23 protein-coding genes are annotated in these 25,271 nt (G+C 74.4%); 16 read left to right on the top strand and 7 right to left on the bottom strand.

Features of this window, described 5'->3' with window-relative positions:
• Positions 1 to 143: 143 nt before the first annotated feature.
• Entirely contained in the window at positions 144 to 1,184 is a 1,041-nt protein-coding gene (locus CKY47_RS28220) for a LacI family DNA-binding transcriptional regulator (RefSeq protein ID WP_306749340.1), read from the bottom strand.
• 130 nt (positions 1,185 to 1,314) lie between these two features.
• Between CKY47_RS28220 and CKY47_RS28215 the strand changes: the two genes are divergently transcribed.
• Genes CKY47_RS28215 through CKY47_RS28205 form a run of 3 tightly spaced genes read left to right on the top strand, consistent with a single transcriptional unit; the run spans position 1,315 to position 4,414 of the window.
• Positions 1,315 to 2,457, top strand: coding sequence for a Gfo/Idh/MocA family protein (locus CKY47_RS28215; RefSeq protein ID WP_306749339.1), 1,143 nt, complete (start codon positions 1,315 to 1,317; stop codon positions 2,455 to 2,457).
• Positions 2,454 to 3,584, top strand: a complete 1,131-nt coding sequence (locus CKY47_RS28210) for a dihydrodipicolinate synthase family protein (protein ID WP_371320741.1) — start codon at positions 2,454 to 2,456, stop codon at positions 3,582 to 3,584. The genes CKY47_RS28215 and CKY47_RS28210 overlap by 4 nt, the downstream gene beginning before the upstream one ends.
• Entirely contained in the window at positions 3,581 to 4,414 is an 834-nt protein-coding gene (locus CKY47_RS28205; protein ID WP_306749338.1) for a sugar phosphate isomerase/epimerase family protein, read from the top strand. Before CKY47_RS28210 ends, CKY47_RS28205 begins: the two co-directional genes overlap by 4 nt.
• 206 nt (positions 4,415 to 4,620) lie before the next feature.
• Here the strand turns inward: CKY47_RS28205 and CKY47_RS28200 are convergent, their stop codons facing one another.
• Positions 4,621 to 5,664 (bottom strand): serine hydrolase, encoded by a 1,044-nt coding sequence (locus CKY47_RS28200; protein ID WP_306749337.1) that lies wholly within the window; start codon positions 5,662 to 5,664, stop codon positions 4,621 to 4,623.
• Between the two features lie 95 nt (positions 5,665 to 5,759).
• Here CKY47_RS28200 and CKY47_RS28195 point away from each other — a divergent pair, with 95 nt between their 5' ends.
• The gene (locus CKY47_RS28195) at positions 5,760 to 6,467 is read left to right on the top strand and encodes an SDR family oxidoreductase (RefSeq protein ID WP_306749336.1); all 708 of its coding nucleotides are present in this window, start codon (positions 5,760 to 5,762) and stop codon (positions 6,465 to 6,467) included.
• Positions 6,468 to 6,581: 114 nt separating this feature from the next.
• On the opposite strand, the gene CKY47_RS28190 is transcribed toward CKY47_RS28195, so the two are convergent.
• Both CKY47_RS28190 and CKY47_RS28185 read right to left on the bottom strand, forming a co-directional pair.
• Positions 6,582 to 9,467, bottom strand: coding sequence for a glycoside hydrolase family 9 protein (locus CKY47_RS28190; RefSeq protein WP_306749335.1), 2,886 nt, complete (start codon positions 9,465 to 9,467; stop codon positions 6,582 to 6,584).
• Between the two features lie 195 nt (positions 9,468 to 9,662).
• Positions 9,663 to 10,163, bottom strand: a complete 501-nt coding sequence (locus CKY47_RS28185; RefSeq protein WP_306749334.1) for a carboxymuconolactone decarboxylase family protein — start codon at positions 10,161 to 10,163, stop codon at positions 9,663 to 9,665.
• A 147-nt stretch (positions 10,164 to 10,310) separates the two neighbouring features.
• Here CKY47_RS28185 and CKY47_RS28180 point away from each other — a divergent pair, with 147 nt between their 5' ends.
• Positions 10,311 to 11,117, top strand: coding sequence for a hypothetical protein (locus CKY47_RS28180; RefSeq protein WP_306749333.1), 807 nt, complete (start codon positions 10,311 to 10,313; stop codon positions 11,115 to 11,117).
• Positions 11,118 to 11,126: 9 nt separating this feature from the next.
• On the opposite strand, the gene CKY47_RS28175 is transcribed toward CKY47_RS28180, so the two are convergent.
• Positions 11,127 to 11,921, bottom strand: a complete 795-nt coding sequence (locus CKY47_RS28175) for an AraC family ligand binding domain-containing protein (protein WP_306749332.1) — start codon at positions 11,919 to 11,921, stop codon at positions 11,127 to 11,129.
• A 153-nt stretch (positions 11,922 to 12,074) separates the two neighbouring features.
• Between CKY47_RS28175 and CKY47_RS28170 the strand changes: the two genes are divergently transcribed.
• From CKY47_RS28170 to CKY47_RS28160, 3 genes are all read left to right on the top strand, one after another.
• Entirely contained in the window at positions 12,075 to 13,148 is a 1,074-nt protein-coding gene (locus CKY47_RS28170; protein WP_306749331.1) for a glycoside hydrolase family 19 protein, read from the top strand.
• Positions 13,149 to 13,471: 323 nt separating this feature from the next.
• On the top strand, positions 13,472 to 14,236 hold the full coding sequence (locus CKY47_RS28165) for a lytic polysaccharide monooxygenase (protein ID WP_306749330.1): 765 nt from the start codon (positions 13,472 to 13,474) through the stop codon (positions 14,234 to 14,236).
• 92 nt (positions 14,237 to 14,328) lie between these two features.
• Entirely contained in the window at positions 14,329 to 14,901 is a 573-nt protein-coding gene (locus CKY47_RS28160; RefSeq protein ID WP_306749329.1) for a DUF305 domain-containing protein, read from the top strand.
• Here the strand turns inward: CKY47_RS28160 and CKY47_RS28155 are convergent.
• Positions 14,898 to 15,803 (bottom strand): RluA family pseudouridine synthase, encoded by a 906-nt coding sequence (locus CKY47_RS28155; protein ID WP_306749328.1) that lies wholly within the window; start codon positions 15,801 to 15,803, stop codon positions 14,898 to 14,900. The genes CKY47_RS28160 and CKY47_RS28155 overlap by 4 nt on opposite strands.
• Before the next feature lie 26 nt (positions 15,804 to 15,829).
• Positions 15,830 to 16,432: a DUF4230 domain-containing protein gene (locus CKY47_RS28150; RefSeq protein WP_306749327.1), complete on the bottom strand. Its 603-nt coding sequence runs from the start codon at positions 16,430 to 16,432 to the stop codon at positions 15,830 to 15,832.
• Positions 16,433 to 16,653: 221 nt separating this feature from the next.
• Between CKY47_RS28150 and CKY47_RS28145 the strand changes: the two genes are divergently transcribed.
• From CKY47_RS28145 to CKY47_RS28110, 8 genes are all read left to right on the top strand, one after another.
• Positions 16,654 to 17,751, top strand: a complete 1,098-nt coding sequence (locus CKY47_RS28145; protein WP_306749326.1) for a polyprenyl synthetase family protein — start codon at positions 16,654 to 16,656, stop codon at positions 17,749 to 17,751.
• 540 nt (positions 17,752 to 18,291) lie between these two features.
• Entirely contained in the window at positions 18,292 to 18,501 is a 210-nt protein-coding gene (locus CKY47_RS28140) for a hypothetical protein (RefSeq protein WP_306749325.1), read from the top strand.
• 46 nt (positions 18,502 to 18,547) lie between these two features.
• Positions 18,548 to 19,687 (top strand): inositol-3-phosphate synthase, encoded by a 1,140-nt coding sequence (locus tag CKY47_RS28135; RefSeq protein ID WP_306749324.1) that lies wholly within the window; start codon positions 18,548 to 18,550, stop codon positions 19,685 to 19,687.
• Positions 19,684 to 20,505: an SCO3242 family prenyltransferase gene (locus CKY47_RS28130; RefSeq protein WP_306749323.1), complete on the top strand. Its 822-nt coding sequence runs from the start codon at positions 19,684 to 19,686 to the stop codon at positions 20,503 to 20,505. Before CKY47_RS28135 ends, CKY47_RS28130 begins: the two co-directional genes overlap by 4 nt.
• A complete protein-coding gene (locus CKY47_RS28125) occupies positions 20,502 to 21,890 on the top strand; it encodes an EboA domain-containing protein (protein WP_306749322.1) in 1,389 nt (462 codons plus the stop codon). Before CKY47_RS28130 ends, CKY47_RS28125 begins: the two co-directional genes overlap by 4 nt.
• Positions 21,887 to 22,753 carry a TatD family hydrolase gene (locus CKY47_RS28120; protein WP_306749321.1) on the top strand — a complete coding sequence of 289 codons (867 nt, stop codon included), beginning with the start codon at positions 21,887 to 21,889 and terminating at the stop codon, positions 22,751 to 22,753. Before CKY47_RS28125 ends, CKY47_RS28120 begins: the two co-directional genes overlap by 4 nt.
• A complete protein-coding gene (gene eboE, locus CKY47_RS28115; RefSeq protein WP_306749320.1) occupies positions 22,750 to 23,871 on the top strand; it encodes a metabolite traffic protein EboE in 1,122 nt (373 codons plus the stop codon). Before CKY47_RS28120 ends, eboE begins: the two co-directional genes overlap by 4 nt.
• Positions 23,868 to 25,262, top strand: coding sequence for an alkaline phosphatase family protein (locus CKY47_RS28110; RefSeq protein ID WP_306749319.1), 1,395 nt, complete (start codon positions 23,868 to 23,870; stop codon positions 25,260 to 25,262). The genes eboE and CKY47_RS28110 overlap by 4 nt, the downstream gene beginning before the upstream one ends.
• The last annotated feature ends 9 nt before the right edge of the window (positions 25,263 to 25,271 follow it).

The raw sequence follows: 25,271 nt of genomic DNA, 5'->3' as shown, positions 1-25,271 counted from the left end.
CGACGGGTGACCGGGTGGGGCTGGCAGCCGGGTATCGGACCCGGCTCGGTACTACAGCCCGGTGACTGCGCGTCGCGCACGGAAGGGATCACTCCTCGTGAGGGGTGGTCGAACGGGTGTCCAGTTTAGAAGGTAACCGCCGGTCAGCGCAGTCCGATACCGCTCGGTGACGAAGTACTCGTCCGGAGGACCACCTCACCGGCGACCTTGACGGTCCGCGGTTGCCCCGCGACACCGTCCAGGACCAGGTGCGCGGCGCGTTCGCCCATCTCCTCCAGGGGCAACCGCACCGTGCTCAGCGCGGGTACGAGGTCGCGCAGCGTGGGGATGTCGTCGAACCCGGCCACCGACACGTCCTCGGGCACCCGCAGGCCGCGTTCCCGCAGCGCCGCCATCGCGCCCATCGCCATCACGTCGTTCACGGCGAACACGCAGGTCGCGCCGGTGTCGGCGGCGAGCAGGTCGCCCACCGCCGCGTACCCGCCGTCCCGGGTGAACCCGCTGGCCACGACGTGGGGGTCGGGCAGCGGCACGCCCGCGTCGGCGAGCCCCGCCTTGAACCCGGCCACCCGGTCGCGCGCGGCGAGCAGGCCGGGCGGCCCGCCGAGCACCGCGAACCGCCGGTGCCCGAGCGCGGCCAGCTCCCGGGCCAGCGCCCGCGCGCCCGCCCGGTTCGCGGGCACCACGGTGTCCGCGCCGAGCTTCGCCTGCGAGACGCACGCGACCCGGCCGCCCTGCTCGGCGAACGCGGCGATCTCCTCCGCCAGGCGTGCGGACGCCGCCCGGTCGGTGGTGCGGCTGCCCGCGATCACCACGGCCCGCGCCCGGTGCGCGCGCAGCGTGTTGACCAGTTCCACCTCGCGGCGCGGGTCGCGGCCGGTGGTGCCCAGCACCACGACGAGCCCGGCGGCCTCGGCGACCCGGGTCACGCCCGCCGCGATGCTGGAGAAGTACGGGTCGGCGATGTCGTGCACCACGAGCCCGACGAGGACGCTGGAGTTGCGGGCCAGCGCCTGGGCCGAGGCGTTGGGCAGGTAGCCCAGTCCGCGGGCGGTGCCCAGCACGCGCTCCCGGAGCTCCTCGCTGACCTGCCGCGTGCTGCCGTTGAGCACCCGTGACGCGGTCGCCAGCGACACGCCCGCGTGCTTCGCCACTTCCTGGAGCGTGACCTGCCGCGACGCCAACGCCGTCCCCTTCCGCCTCCTGGTCCGGCGAGACTAGCCCGCGGGGCGGTTGACGGGGCCGACGAGCCGACCGTAGCGTGTCGTCCAGCGCTTGGAAAGCGCTTTCCAGCCACTATCGGGAGTGTTGCGCATGGCTGTGCGGACGATCGGCATCGCGTTGAACGGCGTCACCGGGCGCATGGGGTACCGGCAGCACCTGGTGCGGTCGGTCCTGGCGCTGCGCGAACGCGGCGGCGTGCGGGTGGGCGACGACGTGCTGGTGCCCGAGCCGCTGCTGGTCGGCCGCAACGCCGACAAGCTCAAGGAGATCGCCCAGCGGCACGACCTGCCCCGCTGGACCACCGACCTGGACGCGGCGCTCGGCGACCCGGACGTGGCCGTGTACTTCGACGCGCAGGTGACGTCCGCGCACGTCCCGGCGCTGACCGCGGCCATCGCGGCGGGCAAGCACGTCTACTGCGAGAAGCCCGTCGCGGCCACGCCCGAGGAGGTCGCCGAGCTGGCCCGGCTGGCCGACGCGGCGGGCGTCAAGCACGGCGTGGTCGCCGACAAGCTGTACCTGCCGGGCATCCGCAAGCTGCGCCGGCTCGTGGACGGCGGCTTCTTCGGCCGCGTGCTGTCGGTGCGCGGCGAGTTCGGCTACTGGGTGTTCGAGGGCGACTGGCAGGCCGCGCAGCGCCCGTCGTGGAACTACCGGGCGGAGGACGGCGGCGGCATCGTCGTGGACATGTTCTGCCACTGGAGCTACCTGCTGGAGGGCGTGTTCGGGCGGAAGGTGGAGGCGGTGACGGCGCGGGCCGTCACGCACGTGCCCACCCGGTGGGACGAGCGCGGAGAGCCCTACGAGGCCACCGCGGACGACGCGGCGTACGCCGTCTTCGAGCTGGCAGACGGCCTGGTGGCGCAGGTCAACTCGTCGTGGGCGACCCGCGTGCACCGCGACGAGCTGGTCGAGTTCCAGGTGGACGGGACGCTCGGCAGCGCCGTCGCCGGCCTGCGCCGGTGCGTGGCACAGCCCCGGGCGGTCACGCCGAAGCCGGTGTGGGACCCGGACGTGCCCGGCTCGATCGACTTCCGGTCGCAGTGGCAGGAGGTGCCCGACAACGGGGTGTTCGACAACGGGTTCCTCGTGCAGTGGGAGGAGTTCCTGCGGCACGTGGCCGGCGGCGCGCCGTTCGGGCACGACTTCCGGTCGGGCGCGCGCGGCGTGCGGCTGGCGGCGCTGGGCCTGGAGTCGTCGCGCACCGGTCGTCGGATCGAGGTGCCCGCGTGACCGCCGTGCGGCTGCCCGGTGCGGACGGGACGTTCCGATCGCACCGGCTGGGCGACCCTCGCACGTGGGACGTCGGCCCGTTCACGTCGCGCGTCGCGTTCGCGGCGGCGCACGTGGTGGCCGACCCGTTCGGCGGGAACGCGCCGGGCGCGCCCGCCCGCCTGGACTGGGACGCCACGCTGGCCTACCGGGAGCACCTGTGGGCGCACGGGTTCGGCGTGGCCGAGGCCATGGACACCGCGCAGCGCGGCATGGGCCTGGACTGGGCCACCGCGCTGGAGCTGATCAGGCGTTCGGCGTCGCTCGCCGCGTCGGGGACGGGCAGGCGGCTGGTCGCCGGCGTGGGCACCGACCACGGCACCGCCGACCCGCTCACCGCCTACCGCGAGCAGCTCGCGGACGTCGTCGAGGCGGGCGCGCAGCCCGTCCTGATGTGCAGCCGCAAGCTCGCCGCCGCCGCGCGCGGCCCCGAGGACTACCTGAAGGTGTACTCCGCGCTGCTGGACGAGGTCGACCGGCCGGTGGTGCTGCACTGGCTGGGGACGGCGTTCGACCCCGCGCTGGAGGGCTACTGGGGGTCGTCGGACGTCGGCGAGGCCACCGGGCACTTCCTGGACCTGGTCCGCGCCCACCCCGGCAAGGTGGACGGCGTCAAGGTGTCGCTGCTCGACGCCGCGCACGAGGTGGGCCTGCGCCGTGCCCTGCCCGGGGGCGTGCGCTGCTACACCGGTGACGACTTCGCCTACCCGGAGCTGATCGCGGGCGACGAGGCCGGGCACAGCGACGCGCTGCTGGGCGTCTTCGACGCCATCGCGCCCGCCGCGTCCACCGCGCTGCGCCTGCTCGACGCCGGTGACGTCGCGCGGTACCGCGAGGTGCTGGAGCCGACCGCCGCGCTGTCGCGGCACGTGTTCGGCGCGCCGACGTTCCACTACAAGACCGGTGTGGTGTTCCTGGCCTGGGTGTGCGGGTTCCAGGACGCGTTCACCATGGTCGGCGGCATGCAGTCCGCGCGCGACGTCGTCCACCTGGGGGAGGTGCTGCGGCTGGCCGACCTGGCGGGCCTGCTGCCCGACCCGGAGCTGGCCGCGACGCGGTGGACCCGGCTGCTGGGCGTGCTGACGTGAAGCTGTCGCTGAACCAGGCCACCGTGAAGCGGGCGTCCGTGCCCGAGGTGGTCGACGCGTGCGCGCGGCACGGCGTGGAGGGCGTCGGCCTGTGGCGGGAGCCGGTGGCCGGCTACGGGCTGTCGCGGACGGCGGACCTGGTCCGCTCGGCCGGCCTGACCGTGTCCTCGCTGTGCCGGGGAGGCTTCTTCACCGGTCACGACCAGCGGCTGGACGACAACCGGCGGGCGATCGACGAGGCGGCGGCGCTGGGCGCGCGGTGCCTGGTGCTGGTGCCCGGCGGGCTGCCCGACCGGGACCTGCCGGCGGCCCGGGGGCGGGTGGCGGCGGCGCTGTCGGTGCTGGCGCCGTACGCCGAGTCCGCCGGCGTGCGGTTGGCGATCGAACCCATGCACCCGGTGTTCTGCGCGGACCGCGGCGTCGTGTCCACCCTGGCGCAGGCCTTGGAGCTGGCCGCCCCGCACGCCCCGGGGGTCGTGGGCGTCGTGGTGGACGCCCTGCACGTGTGGTGGGACCCGGCGCTGGAGGCGTCGGTGGCGGCGGCGGCCCCGAGGATCGCGTCCTACCAGGTGTGCGACTGGGTCACCCCGCTGCCCGCCGACGTGCTGCTGGGGCGGGGGCTGCCCGGTGACGGGCACGTGGACCTGGTGGGCCTGACGTCACTGGTTGCGGCGGCCGGCTACGACGGGTTCGTCGAGGTGGAGGTGTTCAACGAGGAGGTGTGGGCGCGTCCCGTCGACGAGGTGGCGGCGGACCTGGTGCGCCGGCACGCGACGGGGTGGGAGCCGGTCGTGGACGGCGGCCACGACCGGCTTCCCGTCTCCCCCTGAGGTGGAGCACGACCCGCCGTGCCCGCTGTCGGCTCCCCTCCGACTCGCGGGTGCGGCTGGTCGATCCCCCCCGTGTTGCCCCCCTGGTGGGAAAGAGCGCGGCGCGGACCGCTGGATACGTGCGGCGGGAAAATTCTCCGGAGGGGTCGTCCGGTGGCACGGGGGTGCGCCGGCCCACCCCTCGACGGGCCGGCGCACCCCCGGTGTCAGGCGCCGATCCAGGGGTGGTGCGGACGGGCGCGGTGGACGCGGGTGGCGTTCGTGGTGATGCGCAGGACCGAGTCGTACATGCTGCGGCCCAGGGCGGCCCGGGCGCGCAGCGCCGGGTGGGTCGCGCCGTAGTTGTCCGCGTTCACGGCCTGGTCGCCGCGGAACGCGCCCGAGGCGAACAGGGCGTAGGTGACGATCGCCCTGCCGGTGGCGTCGAACACGACGCCGGCCTCGTTGCGGCCGTCCTCGAACCAGCCCGCCTTGGTGGCCACGTTCAGCCGCTCCTGCGAGGACAGCTCCAGTCGGACGCCGTCGGTGAACGACGTCAGCGACCGCAGGACGTTCAGCAGGTACGCGGTCGACGCGGCGGACAGCAGCTCGCCCTTCACGAGCTTCTGGAGCAGCGTGGACGTCTCGCGCGGCGTGGTGGTGCCGAGGAAGAAGCGGTTCGGGTTGGCCACCGGCACGACCTGCGTGTGCACGAAGCCCTTGCCGCGCAGGATCTCGTTCAGCTCCAGCGCGGGCACGACCAGGCCGCACAACCGCACGCACGTGTTGTCCGAGACCGTCAGCAGGGTCGCCAGGACGTGCCCCAGGGTGACCGAACTGGGGTAGGCGCCGTCCAGGCCGAAGATGCCGTCGGTGTCGTGGATGACGATGTCCGCCGTCACGTCGACCCGCTGGTCCAGCCGCAGCAGGCCCCGGTCGACCTTGTCGAGCACCGCGACGGCCACCGCGATCTTGTTCACGCTGTACGCCTCGACGACGCGGTCCGCGTGGTCCTCGACGGCGGGTTTCACCACGCAGTCCGGGTCGGCCACGCCGATGTGGGACGACCACGTGCCGCCGGCGAGCAGCGTCGCCACGCCGTACTTGAACGCGATCTTCCGCCGGGCCAGCTCGGCCGTCGTCGGGATCAGCGCGTCCCAGTCCGCCTCGCTCCGCTCCGCCTGGGCGGACGCGGTCCCGGCCGTTCCCAGCACGGCCGTCGCGGCGGCCGCCGAGCCGAGCCCGAGCGCGAACCTGCGGTTGATGTCCATGTGCCCCCAATCAGTGGATACGTCCCTATGACGCCGGCGGGGACGAGAACGTTGCCCGGCTCCCGGCAGGTGATCGAACCAGTACGCTGCGCCGGGTGGGCGAACAGGTGTTCCTCGTGACGGGGGCGAGTCGCGGCATCGGCGCGGCGACCGCCCGGATGGCCTCGGCACGCGGGTACCGGGTGGTGCTGGCCGCGCGGGACGCGTCGTCGACCGCCCGGCTGGCCGCCGAACTGGGCGGGCCCGACCGGGCGTGGTCGGCGTCGTGCGACGTGACCCGGTACGAGCAGGTTGCCGGGCTCGTCCAGCGGGTCGAGGAGCAGTGGGGCCGGCTCGACGTGGTGTTCGCCAACGCCGGCGCGAGCGTGGTCACCTCGTTCACCGCGGAGGACGGCGCGCCGCCCGCCGAGTGGGGCGACATGGTGCTGACGAACGTGTGCGGGCCCGCGTTCACCGCGCGCGCCGCGATGCCCGCGTTGACGAGGCACGGCGGTCACCTCGTGCTGACCGGTTCGGCGGCCGGGCGCGGCGTGCGGCCGGGGAGCCTCTACGCGGCGACGAAGTGGGCCGTGACGGGGCTGGCGCAGGCCATCCGCGCCGAGTGCGTCGGCACCGGTCTGCGCGTCACGCTCGTGCAGCCCGGTCTCACCGACACCGGCGGCATCCCGGCGTCGCGGGCGGCCGACCCGAAGCTGGCGCCGGAGGACGTGGCGCGGGCCGTGCTGTACGCGGTGGAGCAGCCGCCGACGGTCGACGTCAACGAGATCCTGGTGCGGCCGGTGGGGCAGGACGCCCACCGGTGAGCCGCGCGCCGGAAAAGGGGAACGCACCACCGGCCGCCGAGGCGTGGGCTGGATGTGGCGGCCGGTGGTGCGCGGTGTGCCCGGTGGTGGGTCGCCCCACCACCGGGCACGTGGTCAGCCCTTGGTGCAGGACTGGCCGTTCACCCGGAAGTCGGTCGGTTCACCCGAGCCGCCGCCGGAGGAGTTGAAGCCGATGCCGGCCGTGCCGCCACCGCCGACGTTGCCGTTCCACGGCATGTTCGTCGCGGTCGCGGCCTGGCCCGACTGGGACCAGTTCGCCGACCAGCCCTGCGTGATCTTCTGCGTGCCGGGCAGCGTGAACTCCAGCTTCCACGACGTCCACGCCTGGGTGCCGGTGTTGGTGATCGTGATGTTGGCGGACATGCCGCCGTTCCACGTCGTGGCCTGCCACTTCACCTTGCACGCGCCCGGCGGGATGCTGCCGGGCTGGGTCCGCACGACCACCTGCGTGGACTGCGAGGACAGGCCCGCGCCGTTCTTGGCCGTCACGTACAGCGTGTACGCGGTGTCCTGGCGCAGGTTGGTGAGCGTCGCCGACGGCGTGGTGGTGGTGGCGAGCACGCGCAGCGCGTCACCCTCCACCGACACGACCTGGTACTCGCGCACGCCGCTCTCGGCGTCCGACGACGGCGTCCACGCGAGCTTGAAGCCCGTGGAGGTGATCTCCGACGCGGTGGGCGCGCCGGGCCGCGACGGGGGCGTGGTGTCGACCGGGGGAGCGGTGGTGACCTTCTCCGCCGCCCAGTTGGCGACCCACGCGAACGCCGAGTTCCAGTTGACCGTGACCTCGTTGACCGAGTACGCCTCGATGTGGTCGACGAAGCACTTCTGCGGCTTGCAGCCCTGGAGCAGTCGCGCGGCGATCGGGTCCTGGAGCGCGCTGTTCGGACCGCCCGAGAGCGCGCCGGGCGGCGCGATCGGCAGGGTCGGGTCCAGCTGGTTCGCCCAGTGCCGGTGGTGCACGTTGCGCACCGCCTGCTCGCCGTAGCCCGTGACGTAGGAGTACGACAGCGGGTTGCGGCCCAGCAGGTAGTGCAGGCCCTGGAACACGCCCTCGCGGTACTTGGCGGCGCCGGTGAAGTCGTGCGCCAGCGCCAGCACCGAGATGTTGTTGGTCACCAGGCCGTTGGAGCCCCAGTCGTAGCCCTCGGTCGGGCGGTACGGGGCCGGGTAGCCCTGGGCCGCCATCTGCGACAGGTGGCCGTCGGCGACGGAGACGAACTTCGCCTTGATCGCCGCCACGTCCGCCGCCGGGAGGCCGTTGGGCACCAGGGCGAGCGTGATGTCGCCGAGCGGGCCCGTGGCGCCCCAGTCGAAGCCGCGGTTGTTCAGGCTCGCGCCCTTGAAGTGCGCCGACGACGTGACGTCGGCGCGGTAGGACGCCTCACCGGTGGTGGTGAACAGCTCCACCGCGGCCCAGTAGAACTCGTCGGTGACGTCCGGGTCGCTGTACGCGCCGCCGCCGGTGCCGTCGTTCGGGTCGGCGATCTTGGCCGGGTTCGCCTTGGCCGCCGCGTACGCCCGCACGGCCGCCGCCTGCGCCTTGGCCGAGAACGCCGGGTCGATCGTCTTCCAGATGCGGGCGGCCTGCGCGGCCACCGCGGCCGTGTTCAGCGTCGCGGCCGTGCTGGTCGCGGACAGCCGCCGGGCCTGCGGGTCCTGGTGCGGCAGCAGGGGGAGGCCGGTCCAGTTCACGTCGTGGATCTTGTGGTGGACCATGCCGTCGGGCGCCTGCATCTTGAGCAGGAACTCGACCTCCCAGCGGGCCTCGTCCAGGATGTCCGGGACGCCGTTGGCGCTCTCCGGGATGCGCAGCTTGCCGTCGCCCAGCGCGGCGGCGTCGCCGATCAGCTTGGCGCGCTCGTAGGTGTTGAGCACCTGCCACGCCGAGATGCCGCCGTTGACGACGTACTTGCCGTGGTCGCCCGCGTCGTACCAGCCGCCGCGCACGTCGAGCGTGTAGCCGCAGTCGAGGCCGGTGAGGCAGGGGACGGCGTCGTCGCCCTTGTTCGGCGCGACGTTGAGGTGGCCGGCGGGGCGCGCGTACTCGTCCCCGACGTACTGCGCCTCGATCTCGATGCCGCTGCGGTTGTGGTAGAAGTACGCCAGCGAGTCGTAGCGCAGCTTCTTGACCTGGTCGGTCCCGATGTCGAACGGGAAGCTCGTCTCCGTGCCGACCGTCAGCGTGTAGCCGGTGCCGACCGTGTCGTAGGACGAGAAGTCGATCAGGTGCGTCCGGTCGCCGGAGTCCGCGTCCAGGCCCTTCGGGGTGGTCTGACCGGTGGCCACGGTGGTGCCGCCGGAGTTCTTCAGCACCCACGTCTGCGCCGCGGTCGCGTCCGTCGTCAGGGTCGCCTGCTTGGGCAGGCCCGGCACGTAGCCGACCTGGTCGACGTTGACCTTCTTCGCCGGCACGGCCGGGTCGCCGCCCGGCGGCTTCACGCCGCCGACCAGGGAGACGTTGTCCACGCAGACCGTGTTGGCCGCCGCCTGCCCGCCGAGCTGGAACGTCGCCTGGCCGTTGCCGGCGTCGGGGAAGTCCAGCTCCGAGGTGAAGGTGAAGCTGAACGTCTGCTTGGTGGTCGTCAGCTGCACGGTGTGCGAGGCGATGCCGCGGTAGGGGCTGACGCCCTCGCCGAGGTTCGCCGTGATCGGCTGCGGCGTGGTGGCGCGGGCGTCGAACTTCATCGTGTACGACTGGCCGGCCTCGAACGGCACGCCGTTCTGGCCGATCAGCGCGTCCCACGGGTTGGCGGTGCCGCCGGGGACGGCCGCGCACAGCTCACCGTTGGTGAGCCGGTTGGTGACGCCGGTGCCGGCCCACCACGGGTCGGCGGTGCCGCTGCTGAACGTGCCGTTGATCAGCCGCTCGTAATCGGCCGCCTGGGCCGTTCCGGCGGCCAACGCGCCGCTCACCGCCACGAGGGCGAGGGTTGCGGTGGTCCGACGGCGCCACCGGGGGGAGGGAAGCGATCTCATGGACGGGGTCTCCTCCGTCTGCTCTGACGGTTGACGACGCTTCTGGGAGCGCTCCCTGGGAGCGCTCCCAGAGACTCTAGGGTGACCGCGCGCACATTCACAAGACTGAATTCGACCTCCAGTCAACCGAAGGTCACGGGCTGTGAACGTGCACGTGTTCGGCGGGAGACCCGCGTCACATCGAGTGGGCTCCGGTCAGCGCAGCGCGCCGTAGCCCTCGGTCACGATCCGCGGGGCCATCGCGGCGTACGCGGCGGGGTCGTCCGGCGCCCACGTGCCCAGCCCGTCCACGTAGCGGTTCATCATGCAGAACGCCGCGGCGATCAGGACGGTGTCGTGCAGCTCCAGGTCGGTCGCGCCGGCCTCCCCGGCCTTCGCGACCAGCTCGGCGGTGACCGCGCGCCCGCTCCCGGCCACCGCGGCCGCGACGTCCAGCAACGCCGACAGCTTCGGTGACGGCTCGTGGTCCCCGGGCAGCTGCGCGGCGGCGAACGCGGCGTGCGACGAGGCGCAGAACGTGCACGAGTTCAGCTCCGACACGTGCGCGGCGATCAGCTCCCGCTCACCCCGGCTCAGGGTGCTCGGGCCGCGCAGCAGCACCTCGGCCAGCTCGGCGAGCGGTCCGGCGGTCTCCGGGCGGTAGGTCATGAGCCCGGCGATGCCGGGGAGCGGGTTGTCCAGCTCGATGTGGGCCATGCGGACAGTGTCGTGATCACCCGGGCCGGGCACGAGCGTCGAACGGCCCAAGCGGCCCGTCGCCCGGCGTCGATTCACCCGTACGGCCCGCCGGCCGCGCCCGCCGGCGGTCGACAACTACCGGTAGTCGTCCTCCTGGAGGCAACCGTGGGCAAGAGGCCCGTCGTCGTGGGCGCGGTCGTGCTGGCCGCGCTCGGCGCGTTCGCGGCGCTGGGCGCCCTGCTCGCGCCCGACTCGCCGTCCACCGACGCCCGCGCGCTGGCGGGCGTCGCGCTGGCCGCCGCCCGGGACGCGCCGGGGGCCGACCCCGGCGGCGACCCGGACGTCGTCGCCGCCGGGGTGGCCCGCGTGCTGCCCGAGGGCACGCGGGCCGTCGTCGTCCGGCCGGGACGCGCCAACGAGGCTCCCACCAGGTCCGGCACCCACCGGGTCGCCGTGGTGGTCGGGGAGGTGGACCGGGCGGCGGTGTCGCTGCTCGTGGCCAACGGGGGCGTCGTCGGCTCCGCGGCCACGCCCGACGGCTGGTGGGCGGCGGTGTCCGCGCCCGCGTCCGTCGCCGCGCCCGTGGGGCCGGCCCTGGCGTTGCTGGTGGCCGCGGCCCTGCTGGGCGCCGCGGCGGCGGAGCTGCCCCGCGGCCGGCCGGCCCCCCGGCGGGGCGACGCGCTGGTGCGCGGTGTGGTGGGGCTGCTGCCGCACATGCCCGAGGACGTGGCGTGGCGGACCCGCGACGTGCTGGCGGCGAACGGCGTGCGGCCGCTCGTGCCCGACGGTCGGCGGGTCGGCGCCCGGTGCCGGGTGGTGTCGACCGAGGTGACCGACGACCCGGACCTGGTGGGCACGGTGGCGCGCACGCTGCGACCCGGGTACGCGGAGGGGGAGCGGGTGGTGGTGCCGGCGCGCGTCGTGGCCTACGTGGCCCGCGGGGTGGGGCGGGAGGGCGACCGACGTGGTTGAGCCGGTGGATCAGCGGGTCGCGGCGCGGGCGTAGGCGCCGGGCGTGACGCCGTAGCAGCGCCGGAACCAGCGGGTCAGGTGGGCCTGGTCGGCGAACCCGGCCGCGGCGGCCGCCTCCGCCGGCCGCACGCCGTCCGCCAGGAGCCGCCGGGCCTCGCGCAGCCGCCGCTGGCGCTGGTGCTCGCTGGGCGACAGGCCGTACCGGGCGCGGTAGGCGCGGTAGAGGGCGAAGCGGCTCAGGCCCGTCGCCTCGACCAGGTCCGCCGGCGCCAGGTCGTCCGCGTAGTGCGCCTCGACGAGGTCCCGCGCCGGGCCCGGGTCGCCGTGCGCGGTCGTCGGACCGGGCAGCGGGGTCACGTGGGCCGCCATCGCCCGGACCGCCCGCACCAGGTGCTCGTCCCGGGCCAGCGCGCCCTCGCGCAGGGCGGCGTGCAGGTCGCGCAGGGCGCCGGCCAGGGCGGGGGAGCGCACCACCGGGTCGCGGAACAGCGGCAGCCGGGGCACCAGGTCCGCGACCAGGTCCGGTCCGATGTGGACGATCCGGTAGGTGAAGCCGTCCTCGGCGCCGGTGCGGCCGTCGTGCGCCTCGTCGGGGTTGAAGGCGAGCACCATGCCCACCGTGCTGGTGTGCGCGCCGCCCCGGCAGCGGAACGCCTGCACGCCCTGCTCGGTCACCCCGAAGGAGTAGGCGTCGTGGCTGTGCCGGTGGTAGCGGTGCGACGTGAAGTGGGCGTGCATCGCCTCCAGCGGCTGGTCGGCCGCCCGCCAGTAGCGCGTCCACTGCACCGGAACATTGAACCGCACCACCACCTCCGTGAGCGCGCTCTCATGGAAAGGTGCCGGTCAGCGCCTTGCGACACCGAAAACCGAGCTGCACTCTTGACTGGTGTAGACCATTTCCGGTTGAGTGGCCCTCGTCACGTCCGATGGGCGCTTCCAACGGGAAGGAGTGATCACGTGTCGAGAATCCGCGTAGTGGCGGCGATCGCCGCTGTCGTGGTCGGGGCGGCACTGACGGTCGTCGCGGCCAACTCCGCCGCTTCCGCCGCGGCGTGCGCGTCCGCGTGGAGCTCGTCAGCCGTCTACACCAACGGCATGACGGCCTCCCACGCCGGCAAGAACTGGCGTGCCCAGTGGTGGACCCAGAACGAGACCCCCGGCTCCGCCGCGGTCTGGGCCGACCAGGGCGCCTGCGGTGGCACCACGCCCCCGCCCGCCTCCTGCGACCACCCGAACTGGGTGCAGGGCCAGTGGTACACCGCGGGCAGCATCGTCAGGTACACCAACGGCCTCTACTACATCGCCGAGCACGACAACCCGGGCTACGACCCGGTCGTCAGCACCTGGTACTGGGAGCCGCACACCTGCGGCACGAACCCGCCGACCACCACCACCGCCCCGCCGGTGAACGGCAACTTCGTGGTGAGCGAGAGCCAGTTCAACACGATGTTCCCGGGCCGGAACCCCTTCTACACCTACGCCGGCCTCACCGCGGCGCTGAGCGCGTACCCGGGCTTCGCCAAGACGGGCAGCGACACGGTCCGCAAGCAGGAGGCGGCGGCCTTCCTGGCCAACGCCAACCACGAGACCGGCGGCCTGGTGCACGTCGTCGAGCAGAACCAGGCGAACTACCCGCACTACTGCGACCCGGGCCGGCCCTACGGCTGCCCCGCCGGTCAGGCGGCCTACTACGGCCGCGGTCCCATCCAGCTCAGCTGGAACTTCAACTACAAGGCGGCGGGCGACGCGCTCGGCCTCCCGCTGCTGACCAACCCGTGGCTCGTGCAGAACGACGCCTCGGTCGCCTGGAAGACGGCCCTCTGGTACTGGAACACCCAGAACGGCCCGGGCACCATGACCCCGCACGACGCGATGGTCAACCAGCGCGGCTTCGGCGAGACGATCCGCAGCATCAACGGGTCGCTGGAGTGCGGCGGGCGCAACCCGGCGCAGGTCCAGAGCCGGGTCGACGCCTACAACCGGTTCGTCGGCATCCTCGGCGTGCCCGCGGGCAACAACCTGTACTGCTGAGGCCGTGCCGTTGGGCGACGACCTGCATCGCCCACCGGAGCGCACGGTGGAGGGGGCCGCGAGTCAGGACGCGGCCCCCTTCGCCGTTCCCGGGCGAGGGGCCCGGCGCTCGTCGGTTCGCCCGTTCACAGTCGGGGTGCGCGTCACTGCTCCGGTCGGTTCACGTCCTTGACCCGGATGACGATCGCGATTATGGTCTAGACCACGTCGCGTTGCGTTGCACGGTGCTAGCACGCTGTGACGCTGCGCGTGATCCGGCCGCCGCGGATTTGGAACCCTGCCTTGGGGGCCCTCGTTCCGGGTCCCCTCCGAAGGAGCTGGACATGAACCTCAAACGCAAGCTGGCGGCGGTGCTCGCCGGTGTGGGCATCGCGCCGTTCATCGTCGTGGTGTCGGCGGGAACCGCGAGCGCGCACGGCTACATCTCCTCGCCGCCGAGCCGGCAGGCGATGTGCGCGCAGGGCCGCGTCTCCGACTGCGGTCCCGTCGTCTACGAACCGCAGAGCGTGGAAGGTCCGAAGGGCCAGCGCAACTGCCACGCGGGACTGACCCCGTTCGCGCCCCTCAACGACGACAGCAAGGCGTGGCCGACCACCTCGGTCGGCGGCACGGTGGCGTTCAACTGGACCCTGACCGCCCGGCACGCCACCAGCACGTGGGAGTACTACGTCGGCGGCACCCGCATCGCCGAGTTCAACGACGGCGGCAGGCAGCCCAACGCCACCGTCACGCACAACGTGAACCTCGGCGGGCGCACCGGCCGGATCAAGCTGCTGGCCATCTGGAACATCGCAGACACGCCCATGGCGTTCTACTCCTGCGTCGACCTCCAGGTCGGCGGTGGCGGCAACCCGCCGACCACCACGACCACCCCGCCGACGACCACGACGAGGCCGCCGACGACCACCACCACCCGCCCGCCGACCACGACGCAGCCCCCCGTGGGCGGCACGTGGGCGCCGAACACCGCCTACCGGACCGGCGCGCAGGTGACCTACGGCGGTGCGAGCTACCGCTGCGTCCAGGCCCACACGTCCCTCGTGGGCTGGGAGCCGCCGAACACCGCCGCGCTGTGGCAGAAGCTGTAGCGACGCGGTGACACCGGCCCGTCCGCGCCTCCCTGTCACGGCGCGGGCGGGCCGCCCGGTCCGAGCACCACAACCGAAGAGGAGGACGACCCGTGCGACGCCTCGCGGCCCTGCTGGCCGGGTTGGCGGTCCTCACCGCGTGCGGGGGTGGCTCGACTCCCGAGCCCGCCGCCGCCCCGGTGTCGACCGCGGTGGAGACGGAGGAGTTCAACCAGACCGACGTGATGTTCCTCCAGATGTCCGTGCCCCACCACCGGGCCGGGCTGGAGATCGTGGCGCTGGCGAAGGACCGCCGGGTGCGCGACGAGGTCAGGACGCTCGCCGCCGCCATCGAGGTGACCCAGCTGTCCGAAGTGGACTCCATGACGAAGTGGCTCGTGGACTGGGAGCAGCCCGAGGAGGCCGGTGACGACCCGCAGCTGCACGCGGGCCACGGCGGCGACCACTCGACGAGCCCCGAGGCCATCGCGGAACTCGCGGCCACGCCGGCGGGCGAGTTCGAGAAGGCGTTCCTGAACCTGCTGATCGCCCACCAGCACAACGCGGTGTCCATCGCGAAGCTGGAGCGCGAGGGCGGCGTCAACCCGCAGGCGAAGGCCCTGGCCGACCGGATCTTCGAGTCGCGCACCGCGCAGATCGCGCAGATGCTCGGCTACCTCGACTAGAGCGCCAGCTCCAGCCCGCTGGTGAAGCGGCGGTGCTCACCGGTCACCGGATCGGTGAACTCCAGCACCTTCGCCAGCAGCTGGAGCGGGTCGCGGAAGTCGTCCAGCGGCTTCTCCCGCAGCACGGGGTAGAAGTCGTCGTTGCGGATCGGCACGCCCAGCGACGCCATGTGCAGGCGGAGCTGGTGCGTGCGGCCCGTCGAGGGCAGCAGGCGGTACCGCGCCCAGCCGCCCCGGTGCCCCACCAGCTCCACGCGGGTCTCCGCGTTCGGCGGGCCGGGCACCTCCTGCGCCGTGATCACGCCCTTGACCTTCACGATGCGGCTCGTCACCGTGCGGGGCAGCTCCAGCGCGGGGTCGTGCGGCGCGACGGCCTCGTACTCCTTGCGCACCACGCGGTCCTTGAACATCGTCTGGTACTTCCCGCGCAGCGCCGGGTCGACGACGAACATCACCAGCCCCGCCGTGACCCGGTCCAGCCGGTGCGCGGGGCTCAGGTGCGGCAGGCCCAGGCTCGTGCGCAGCCGCACCAGCGCCGTCTCCACGACGTGGCTGCCGCGCGGGATGGTGGCCAGGAAGTGCGGCTTGTCCGCCACCAGGATCGCGTCGTCGCGGTGCACGACGCGGATGTCGAACGGCACCGGCACCTCGTCGGGCAGGTCGCGGTGGAACCACACCGACGAGCCGGGGACGTAGGCGGCGTCCGGCGCGAGGGGGCCGGCCAGGTCGTGCACCGCGCCCTCGGCGAGCATCGCGTCGATGCGCTCGGGCGCGACCCGCGGCAGCCGCTCGACCAGGTGGTCGCGCACGGTCGCCCACGTCCCGTCCGGTGGCAGCCGCAGGCGTGCCGGGTCGAGGCCGTGGCGCTGGGCCAGGAGCGCCGGCCGCTGCTTGCGCCTCATCGTGTCCGCCTCATCGGGCGGGGAGCCTACGCGGCGTCGGAGAACACCGGCTGGTAGCCCAGGGCGGTGAACATTCCGGTCAGCATCGTGCGGGTGTTCTCGTCGGCCCGGCCGGTGAGGTCGGACTCGCGGGCCGCGTCGCCGATCTTCTGCTCGGCGGCCACGTAGAACGGCTGTTGGTCCTGCGTCTCGACGAGCGAGGCGAGGCGGTCGAACAGGCCCCGCTCCTCGGCGAAGACGTAGCAGCGCTCCTGCACGAGGTTCGGCTTGTCCAGCGTCGCGCCGGGCAGCGCCAGCTCCACGGTCTTCTTCTCCGCGTCGACCTCCAGGGCGTCCTCGGCGAGGCCGGAGAAGTCGACGTAGGCGTTCACCGTGCCGGCCGCCACGAACAGGGTGCGGCGGCCCGCGAGCGCCGCCGGGACGTGGCGGACGTCCTTCTCGATGTCGAGCACGACCTGGAAGTCGCCCGCCGCGGCGTGGTACTGGCTCAGGTCGCGCAGCGACTGGAGCAGCGCCGGTTGGCTGCGGTCGATGGTGTCGGTGCCGAACCTCGGCACGACGACGAGCGCCCCCACCAGGACCACGATCCCGACCACGGCCACCGCCGCCGCACCGATGCGCCACTTCATGGTCCTGGCATACCCAATCGGGTCACCGGGGAATCCGCTCACGGTCCCCGTGCTGCCCTTCGTCCCCGATCGGTCCTCGACCGTTCTCGCCGGTGGTCATCCCAGCGTCACCGCAACTACACGAACGTGCAGGTCACGATCACGCGCACGTGGTGTGTGGCAGTCCGGCGACCGGGAACCCGTCGGTGTCGGCGCACGTGCGCCACCCCGTGGAGGAACCCATGACCGTCATCGACGCCGTGCGGAGCGACCTCGACTCGGTCCGCGCCGACGTGGACTCCGTGATCGACGACTTCCTGGCCGAGCAGGCGCGCCTCGCGCCCGACCCGTGCCTGCCGCCGATGGTCGAGGTGCTGACCGGTTTCATCGCGGGCGGCAAGCGCTTGCGGCCCCTGTTCTGCCACAGCGGGTTCCTCGCGGCGGGCGGTGCGCCCGGCGACCCGGCGCTGCTCCGCACGGCGGCGTCGCTGGAGCTGTTCCACACCTTCGCGCTGGTCCACGACGACGTCATGGACCGCTCGGCGCTGCGGCGCGGCAGGCCGACGGTGCACCGGCTGCTCGCCGAGCGGTTCGGCACCGAGCGGTTCGGCACCGACCGCTCCCGCGCGGCGCGCGGCGCGCGGCGGTTCGGCGTCAGCGCGGCGATCCTGCTCGGCGACCTGTGCCACTCCTGGTCGGACGAGCTGCTGCGCCGCGCCGAGGCCGCGGCCGGCCCGCAACCCGTGGTGCGCGAGCTGCTGCACACCATGCGCACCGAGCTGATCGCCGGGCAGTACCTCGACCTGGTGGGGACGGGGCGGCCGAGCGTCGACCCGGTGCGCGCGGCGTGGCGGGTGGCCCGGCTCAAGACCGCCCGGTACACGGTGGAGCTGCCGCTGCGCATCGGCGCGGCGCTGGCCGGCGGGGACGCGGCGCTGGCGCGGGCGTGCGGCGCGTACGGCCGCCCGGTGGGCGAGGCGTTCCAGCTGCGCGACGACCTGCTGGGCATGTTCGGCGACCCGCTGGTCACCGGGAAGCCCGCGCTGGACGACCTGCGCGACGGCAAGCCGACCGTGCTGTTGGCGTTGGCGTGGCAGCAGGCGACGCCGGGGCAGCGGGACGTCATCGAGGCCCTGCACGGCGATCCCGAACTGGACCACGAGCGGGCCGAGCTGCTGCGCGACGTGGTCCGGTCGACGGGCGCGGTCGAGCGGGCCGAGCAGCTGATCTCGGTGCGCGTGGACCGCGCGCTGAGCGCGCTGCGGACCGCCGCGATGGACCAGGCCGCGAAGCCGCTGCTGGCGGAGCTGGTGGCGAGGGCGACCCGCCGCCGCCGCTGAGAGGGATGGTGCCGAGGGGGCGGTGCCGAGGGGGCGGTGCCGAGGGGGCGGTGCCGAGGGGGCGGTGCCGGGTAGCGTCCGTCGGGTGCGGCCACTGTCGCTGATCGACGTCGACGGGCCGTCGCACCCGTTCGCCGTCCGCACCCCGTCCGCACCCCGTCCGAGGGGTGCGCGGAGCACCGCAGGCGGTGGTCGCGGCCGCCCTGGCGCGAGTGTGTCGTGCGGCGGGCACGGCCCGACCCCGCGCACGGTCCCGCGCTGCTCGACCTCGCCCGCCCTGATCCGCCGTGGACCCGGCCACCGGCCTGAGCGCCGCGCGATCCACGCCCGCGGCGCGGGCGTTGCGCGCCTGGCCGGGTCCTGACGCTCGGTATCCGCCGGTCCGGGACTTTCGTCCATTCGAGCAAGACTTTTGTCAATATAAGACAAAAGTCTTGCGGACTTAAGTACTACACAAACAGAATTGCCCTCACGTCCAGCTGTGAGCTGGACCACAGCCTCACCGTTCGAGCCCGGCGACGTGCGAACGAGGAGTACGCGGTGCGAGGTAAGCGAAGCACGTCCACGAGGCCACCCACCCGCCTGGCCGCGCCGGCCACCGCTCCCGCGGTCGCGCACCCCGACGCCAACCCGACCCGGTTCGACGCGGTCGTCTGGCCCTCCACCACCGGCGACGTGCTCGACGACGTCACCAGCACGGACCCCGCGCGACCTGGCGCGGGGGCACATCGGCCTCCAGGACCACGGTGACGGCGACGACGTGTGGTCCCGCGACATCCGGATCAAGGAGCTGTGAGTGCGACGGACCGGTCTGTGGTTGATCGGCGCGCGCGGTTCGGTGGCGACCACGGCGGTGTGCGGGCTCCTGGGCCTGCGCGCCGGCCTGGTGCCGCCGACCGGCAGCGTCACCGCCCTGCTCGACACCCACGTGCCCGACGGGGTGCTGCCCCCGTGGGACTCGCTGGTGGTGGGCGGGCACGACGTGGTGTCCACCCCGCTCGCGAAGCGGGCCGAGCACCTGGCGCGGGCGGGCGTCGTCCCGGCCGACCTGCTCGGCCCCATCGCCGCGGGCCTCGCCGAGGTGCAGGCCGAGCTGCGCGACGTGCCGCAGCTCGGCCCGCAGGTCGAGGTCGCCGCCCGGATGGTCGCCGACCTCGCGTCGTTCCGGTCGCGGCACTCGCTGGACCGGGTCGTGGTCGTCAACGTGGCCTCCACCGAGCCGCCCGCGCCGCCGCGCCCCGAGCACGCCGACCTGGCCGCGCTGGAACGCGCCCTGTCGTCCGGGGAGGACGTCCTGCCGCCCAGCTCCCTGGCCGCCTACGCCGCGTTCGAGGCGGGGTGCCCGTTCGTGGACTTCACCCCGTCCACCGGGGTGACGCTGCCCGCGCTCGACGAGCTGGCGGCCGTCGTCGGCGTGCCCTACGCGGGGCGCGACGGCAAGACGGGGGAGACCCTGGTCCGCACGGTGCTCGCGCCGATGTTCACCGCGCGGGCGCTGCGGGTGCTGTCGTGGGCGGGCACCAACCTGCTCGGCGGCGGCGACGGGGCCACCCTGGAGGACCCCGACCACGCGTCGAGCAAGCTGCGCACCAAGGCGTCGGGGCTGGCCGCGCTGCTCGGGCACCCCGTCGTCGCGCCGCTGCACATCGACAACGTGCCCGACCTGGGCGAGCGCAAGACCTCGTGGGACCACGTGTCGTTCGAGGGCTTCCTGGGCGCGCGCATGTCGTTGCAGTTCACCTGGTCCGGCCTGGACTCGGCCCTGGCCGCGCCGCTGGTGCTCGACCTGGCCCGACTGCTCGCCGCGGCGCACCGGGCCGGGCGGGTGGGCGTGCAGGGCGCGCTCGGGTTCTTCTTCAAGGACCCGCTCGGGTCGACCGAGCACGGGTTCGCCCGGCAGACCCGCGACCTGGCCGAGTGGGTGGAGGGCCTGTGAACCCCTACCTGCGGCTGGTCCGCGCGCCGGCGGCGCTGACGGTGCTCGGCGACGCGGTGGCGGGGGCCGGCGGCGTCCTGCGCGGTCGCCGGCTCCTGCTGCCGCTGTCGTCGGTCGCCCTGTACTGGGCGGGGATGGCGCTCAACGACTGGTCCGACCGCGCGGTGGACGCGGTGGAGCGCCCGGAGCGGCCCATCCCGTCGGGGCACGTGTCGCCGGGGGCCGCGCTGGCCGTGGCGGGCGGCCTCACCGGGGTGGGCCTGGGGCTGGCGGCGTACGCCGGGGGTCGCCGCTCGCTGGCCACGGCGGGCGCGCTGGCGGGCGCGGTCTGGGCCTACGACGCGGTCCTGAAGAACACGGTCCTGGGGCCGGTCGCCATGGCCGCGTGCCGGGGGCTCGACGTGCTGCTGGGCGCCGGACCCGGCGGTCGCCGGGCCGCCCTGCCCGCGGCCGGGGCGCTGGCCGCGCACACCCTCGGCGTGACCGCCCTGTCGCGCGGCGAGGTGCACGGCACGTCGCCGTCGGTGGCGCGGGCGGCGCTGGTCGGGACCTGCGCGACGGCGGTGGCGGTCGCCGCGCGCGGCCCCCGGTCCGCGGTCGGCGCACTCGGGTACGCGGCGCTCGTGGGCCGCGCGCAGCTGGCCGCGCTGGAGGACCCCTCCGCCGGGCGGGTCCGGGCGGCGACCGTCGCCGGCATCCACGGCATGGTGCCCCTCCAGGCGGCGCTGGTGGCCCGCGGCCCGCTGCGGTCGGCGCTGGCCGTGGCGTGCGCGCTGCCGCTCGCGCGGCGCTTCGGGCGGAAGGTGGGACCGACGTGACGTTCCGGCTCGGCTACGGCACCAACGGGTTCGCCGGCCACCGGCTCGACGACGCCCTCGCGGTCATCGCCGACCTCGGCTACCGGGGCGTGGCGCTGACGCTCGACCACCACCACCTCGACCCGTACGCCGACGACCTCCCCGCCCGGGTCGACGCGGTGGCCCGGCGGCTGGCCGAGCTGGACCTCACCGTCGTGGTCGAGACCGGCGCCCGCTACCTGCTCGACGCCCACCGCAAGCACCACCCGACCCTCGTGTCCGAGGGGCAGGACCGGCGGGTCGACTTCCTCGGCCGGGCGATCCTCGTCGCCCGCGACCTCGGCGCGGACTGCGTGTCCTTCTGGTCCGGCGTCGCCGCCCGGCCGGACGGCGCGTGGGACCGGCTGCGGTCCGGGGTCGCGCGGGTGGTCGACCTCGCCGACCGGGCCGGCGTGCGGCTGGGCCTGGAGCCCGAACCCGGCCACGTCGTCGAACGGCTCGACCAGGCCCTGGCCCTGCGCGCCGAGCTGGGCGACCCCGCGCCGCTGGGCATCACGCTCGACGTGGGGCACTGCGTGGCCGTCGAACCCGAGGACGCCGCCGCGTGCGTCCGCCGGGCCGGCGACCTGCTGGTCAACGTGCAGCTGGACGACATGCTGCCGGGCGTCCACGAGCACCTGGAGTTCGGCGAGGGCGACCTGGACCTGCGCGGGACCCTCGCCGCCCTGGACGACACCGGCTACCGCGGCCTGGCCGCCGTCGAGCTGCCCCGGCACAGCCACGCCGCGCCGCGGGTGGCCCGCCGGGCGTTCGCCGCGCTCACCGCCGCCACCGCGCCCGACGTCCCCGACCCGGACTGGTTGGCCGAGGCCGAACGCCGCGTCCGCGCCGACCCCGCCGCGATCCGCGCCCTCTTCCCCGCCGTCGGCCGCGAGGTCGGCCGGGGACCGCTGCGGGCCGACGACCCCGGCGGCCTGGTGCACGGCACGGTGGACGACGCGGCCCGCGCCCGGCTCGTCGCCGCACTGCCCGACGCGACCGAGCTGCCCGCCCTCTACCGGTACGGCGACGACGCCGAGCGGCGCGGCGTGCTGCGGGCCCTCACCCCGGACACCGACCCGGACGTGGGCCTGCCGATCGTGCGGGACGCGCTGCGCGCCAACGACACCCGCCTCGTCGCCGCCGCGCTCGGCCCGTTCGCCGCCCGCCACCTCGACCGGCACGCCTGGCGGCACGGGGTGCTCAAGTGCCTGTTCACCGGCATCCCGCTGGCCGCCGTGCACGGCCTGCGGGACCGGACCGACGACGAGCTGCTGCGCATGACCGCCGACTACGCCGCCGAACGCGAGGCCGCCGGTCGGGACGTGCCCGCCGACGCGCTGCGCCTGCTGGGGAGGACGCCGTGAGGATCTTCGACCCGCACGTCCACATGACGTCGCGCACCACCGACGACTACGAGTCCATGGCCGCGGTGGGCGTCACCGCCCTGGTGGAGCCCGCGTTCTGGCTCGGCCAGCCGCGCACGAGCGTCGGGTCGTTCGTGGACTACTTCGACTCGCTGATCGGCTGGGAGAGGTTCCGGGCGGCGCAGTTCGGCATCCGGCACCACTGCGCGCTCGCGCTGAACCCGAAGGAGGCCAACGACCCGCGGTGCGCGGAGGTCGTCGACCTGCTGCCCCGCTACCTGGCCAAGGACGGCGTGGTCGCGGTCGGCGAGGTCGGCTACGACTCGATGACGCCGGAGGAGGACGACGCGTTCGCCCGGCAGCTCGAACTGGCCGTCGCGCACGACCTGCCCGCGCTCGTGCACACCCCGCACCGCGACAAGCACGCCGGCACGCTCCGCACGCTGGACGTGGTGCGCGAGTCCGGGCTCCCGCCGGAACGCGTGGTCGTCGACCACCTCAACGAGGTCACCGTGCGCGCGGTGAAGGACTCCGGGTGCTGGGCGGGTTTCTCCATCTACCCCGACACCAAGATGGACGAGCGGCGCATGGTGGCCATCCTGCGCGAGTACGGCACCGAGCGGGTGCTGGTGAACTCGGCCGCCGACTGGGGCCGCTCCGACCCGCTCAAGACCTACCGCACCGGGCGGGCGATGCTCGACGCCGGCTTCGACCAGTCCGACGTGGACGCGGTGCTGTGGCACAACCCGGTCGCGTTCTACGGGCAGAGCGGGCGACTCGTCCTGGACGGGCCCGAGGCGCCGTCGACGTTCGCCGGCAACTCCATCCTGCGCGGCACCCCCGCCGGCGGGGGTGGCTCGTGACCCTCTCCTACTGCACCAACGTCCACCCGGCCGAGGACCTGCGCGGCGTGCTCGCCCAGCTCGACCGGTACGCGGTGCCGGTGCGCGACCGCGTCGGCGGCGAACTGGGCCTCGGCCTGTGGCTGTCCGCCCCGGTCGCGAAGGCGCTCGCCGAGGACCCCGCGCGGCGGGCCGGGCTGCGCACCGCGCTCGACGCGCGCGGCCTGGTCGTGCGCACCCTCAACGCCTTCCCGCACGGCGGGTTCCACGACGAGGTCGTCAAGCACGCCGTCTACCACCCGGACTGGACGACCACCGCGCGCCTGGACTACACGCTCGACTGCGCGACCGTGCTGGCCGACCTGGTCCCGGAGGGCGGCGCGGGCAGCATCTCCACGCTGCCGCTGGCGTGGCGGCACCCGTGGTCCGAGGTCGACCACGCCCGCGCGCTCGACGTGCTCGCCGAGGCCGTCGCCGGGCTGCGCGCCCTGGCCGACGGCACCGGCCGCACCATCCGGCTGGCCGTCGAACCCGAGCCCGGTTGCGTGGTGGACACCGTCGCGGACGCCGTGCGGGTCCTCGCGGGCCGCGTCGACCCCGACCACGTCGGCATCTGCCTCGACACGTGCCACCTGGCCGTGTCGTTCGCCGACCCGGCCGCCGCCGTGCGGTCGATCGCCGACGCGGGGCTGCGCGTGGTGAAGGTGCAGGCGTCGGCGGCGCTGGAGCTGACCGACCCGGCCGGCGCGCCCGCCGTGCTCGGCCCGTTCGCCGAACCCCGCTACCTGCACCAGGTGCGGGCGCTGGTCGACGGGCGCGTGCACCGGGCGGACGACCTGCCCGAGGCGTTCGCGGAACTGCCGACCGGCGGGCCGTGGCGCGTGCACTTCCACGTGCCGCTGCACGCCGCGCCGCCCGCGCCGCTGCGCGCCACCACCGACGTGCTGCGGGAGGCGGTCGCGGCGGTCCGGGAGGTCGGCCACGACCCGGACGTCGAGGTGGAGACCTACACCTGGTCCGTCCTGCCCGGCGCGGGGGAGCGCGGCACAGGGGACCTCGCCGACCGGGACCTCGTCGAGGGGATCGCGGCCGAGCTGCGCTGGGCCGCCGCCGAACTGCCGCTGGAGGTGCGCTCGTGACGACGCCGCTGGTCGTGCTCGACGTCGTGGGCATGACGCCCGCGCTGCTGCCGCACATGCCGAACCTGCGCGCGCTCGGCGAACGCGGGTTCCGGGCGGGGCTGGGCACCGTGCTGCCCGCCGTGACCTGCTCGGTCCAGTCCACCTTCCTCACCGGCCTGACCCCGGCCGGGCACGGGGTCGTCGGCAACGGCTGGTACTTCCGCGACCTCGGCGAGGTCTTCCTGTGGCGGCAGCACAACCGCCTCGTGGGCGGCGAGAAGGTGTGGGAGACCGCACGCCGCCGCGACCCGGACCACACCACCGCCAACATCTGCTGGTGGTACGCCATGGGCGCCACCACGGACATCACCGTCACACCCCGGCCGGTCTACCACGCCGACGGCCGCAAGTCGCCCGACGCCTACGTCAGACCGCCCGACCTGCACGACCGGCTGGTCGAGGAGCTGGGCGAGTTCCCGCTGTTCCGGTACTGGGGGCCGACCGCCTCGATCGCCTCCAGCGAGTGGATCGTCGGCGCGGCGCGCCGGGTGCTGGCCGCGCACCGGCCGGACCTGCTGCTGGTGTACGTGCCGCACCTGGACTACGACCTCCAGCGGCACGGCCCCGACTCGCCCGAGGCCGTGCGGGCGGCCCGGGACGTCGACCGCGCGGTGGAGCCGCTGCTGCGGGACGCGCACGCCGCCGGAGCCACCGTCGTCGCCCTGTCCGAGTACGGCATCACGCCGGCCCGGCGGCCGGTCGACGTGAACCGGGCGCTGCGCCGCGCCGGGCTGCTCCAGGTGCACCGCCAGGCCGGGATGGAGTACCTGGACCCGTGGACGTCCCGCGCGTTCGCGGTGGCCGACCACCAGGTCGCGCACGTCTACGTGGCCGACCCCGCCGACGTCGCCAGGACCCGGGCCGTGCTGGAGGGGCTGGCGGGCGTGGACGCGGTGCTCGACCGGGGCGCGCAGGCCGGCGTCGGGCTGGACCACGAGCGGTCCGGCGAACTCGTGCTGGTCGCCGAACCCGACGCCTGGTTCACCTACTACTACTGGCTGGACGACGACCGCGCGCCGGACTTCGCCCGGGGCGTGGAGATCCACCGCAAACCCGGCTACGACCCGGCGGAGCTGTTCTTCGACCCCGCCGACCGGCTCGCCAAGGCCAAGGCGGGCGGCAACCTCGTGCGCAAGAAGCTCGGCCTGCGCTACGCCATGAAGACCGTGCCGCTCGACCCGTCGGTGGTGCGCGGCACGCACGGCCGCCTGCCCGACGACCCCGCCGACGGCCCGGTGCTGCTGTGCTCGGCCCCGACCCCGCCGGACGTCGTCGAGCGCACCGGCCTGCTGCCCGCGACCGCCGTCCGCGACCTGCTGCTCTCCCTGCAAGGGCTGTCGCCCCGATGACGAGGAGTC

It is taken from the genome of Saccharothrix longispora (genome assembly GCF_030852425.1).
Taxonomy (GTDB): domain Bacteria; phylum Actinomycetota; class Actinomycetes; order Mycobacteriales; family Pseudonocardiaceae; genus Actinosynnema; species Actinosynnema longispora.
This window is presented reverse-complemented; position numbering and strand designations above follow the sequence as displayed.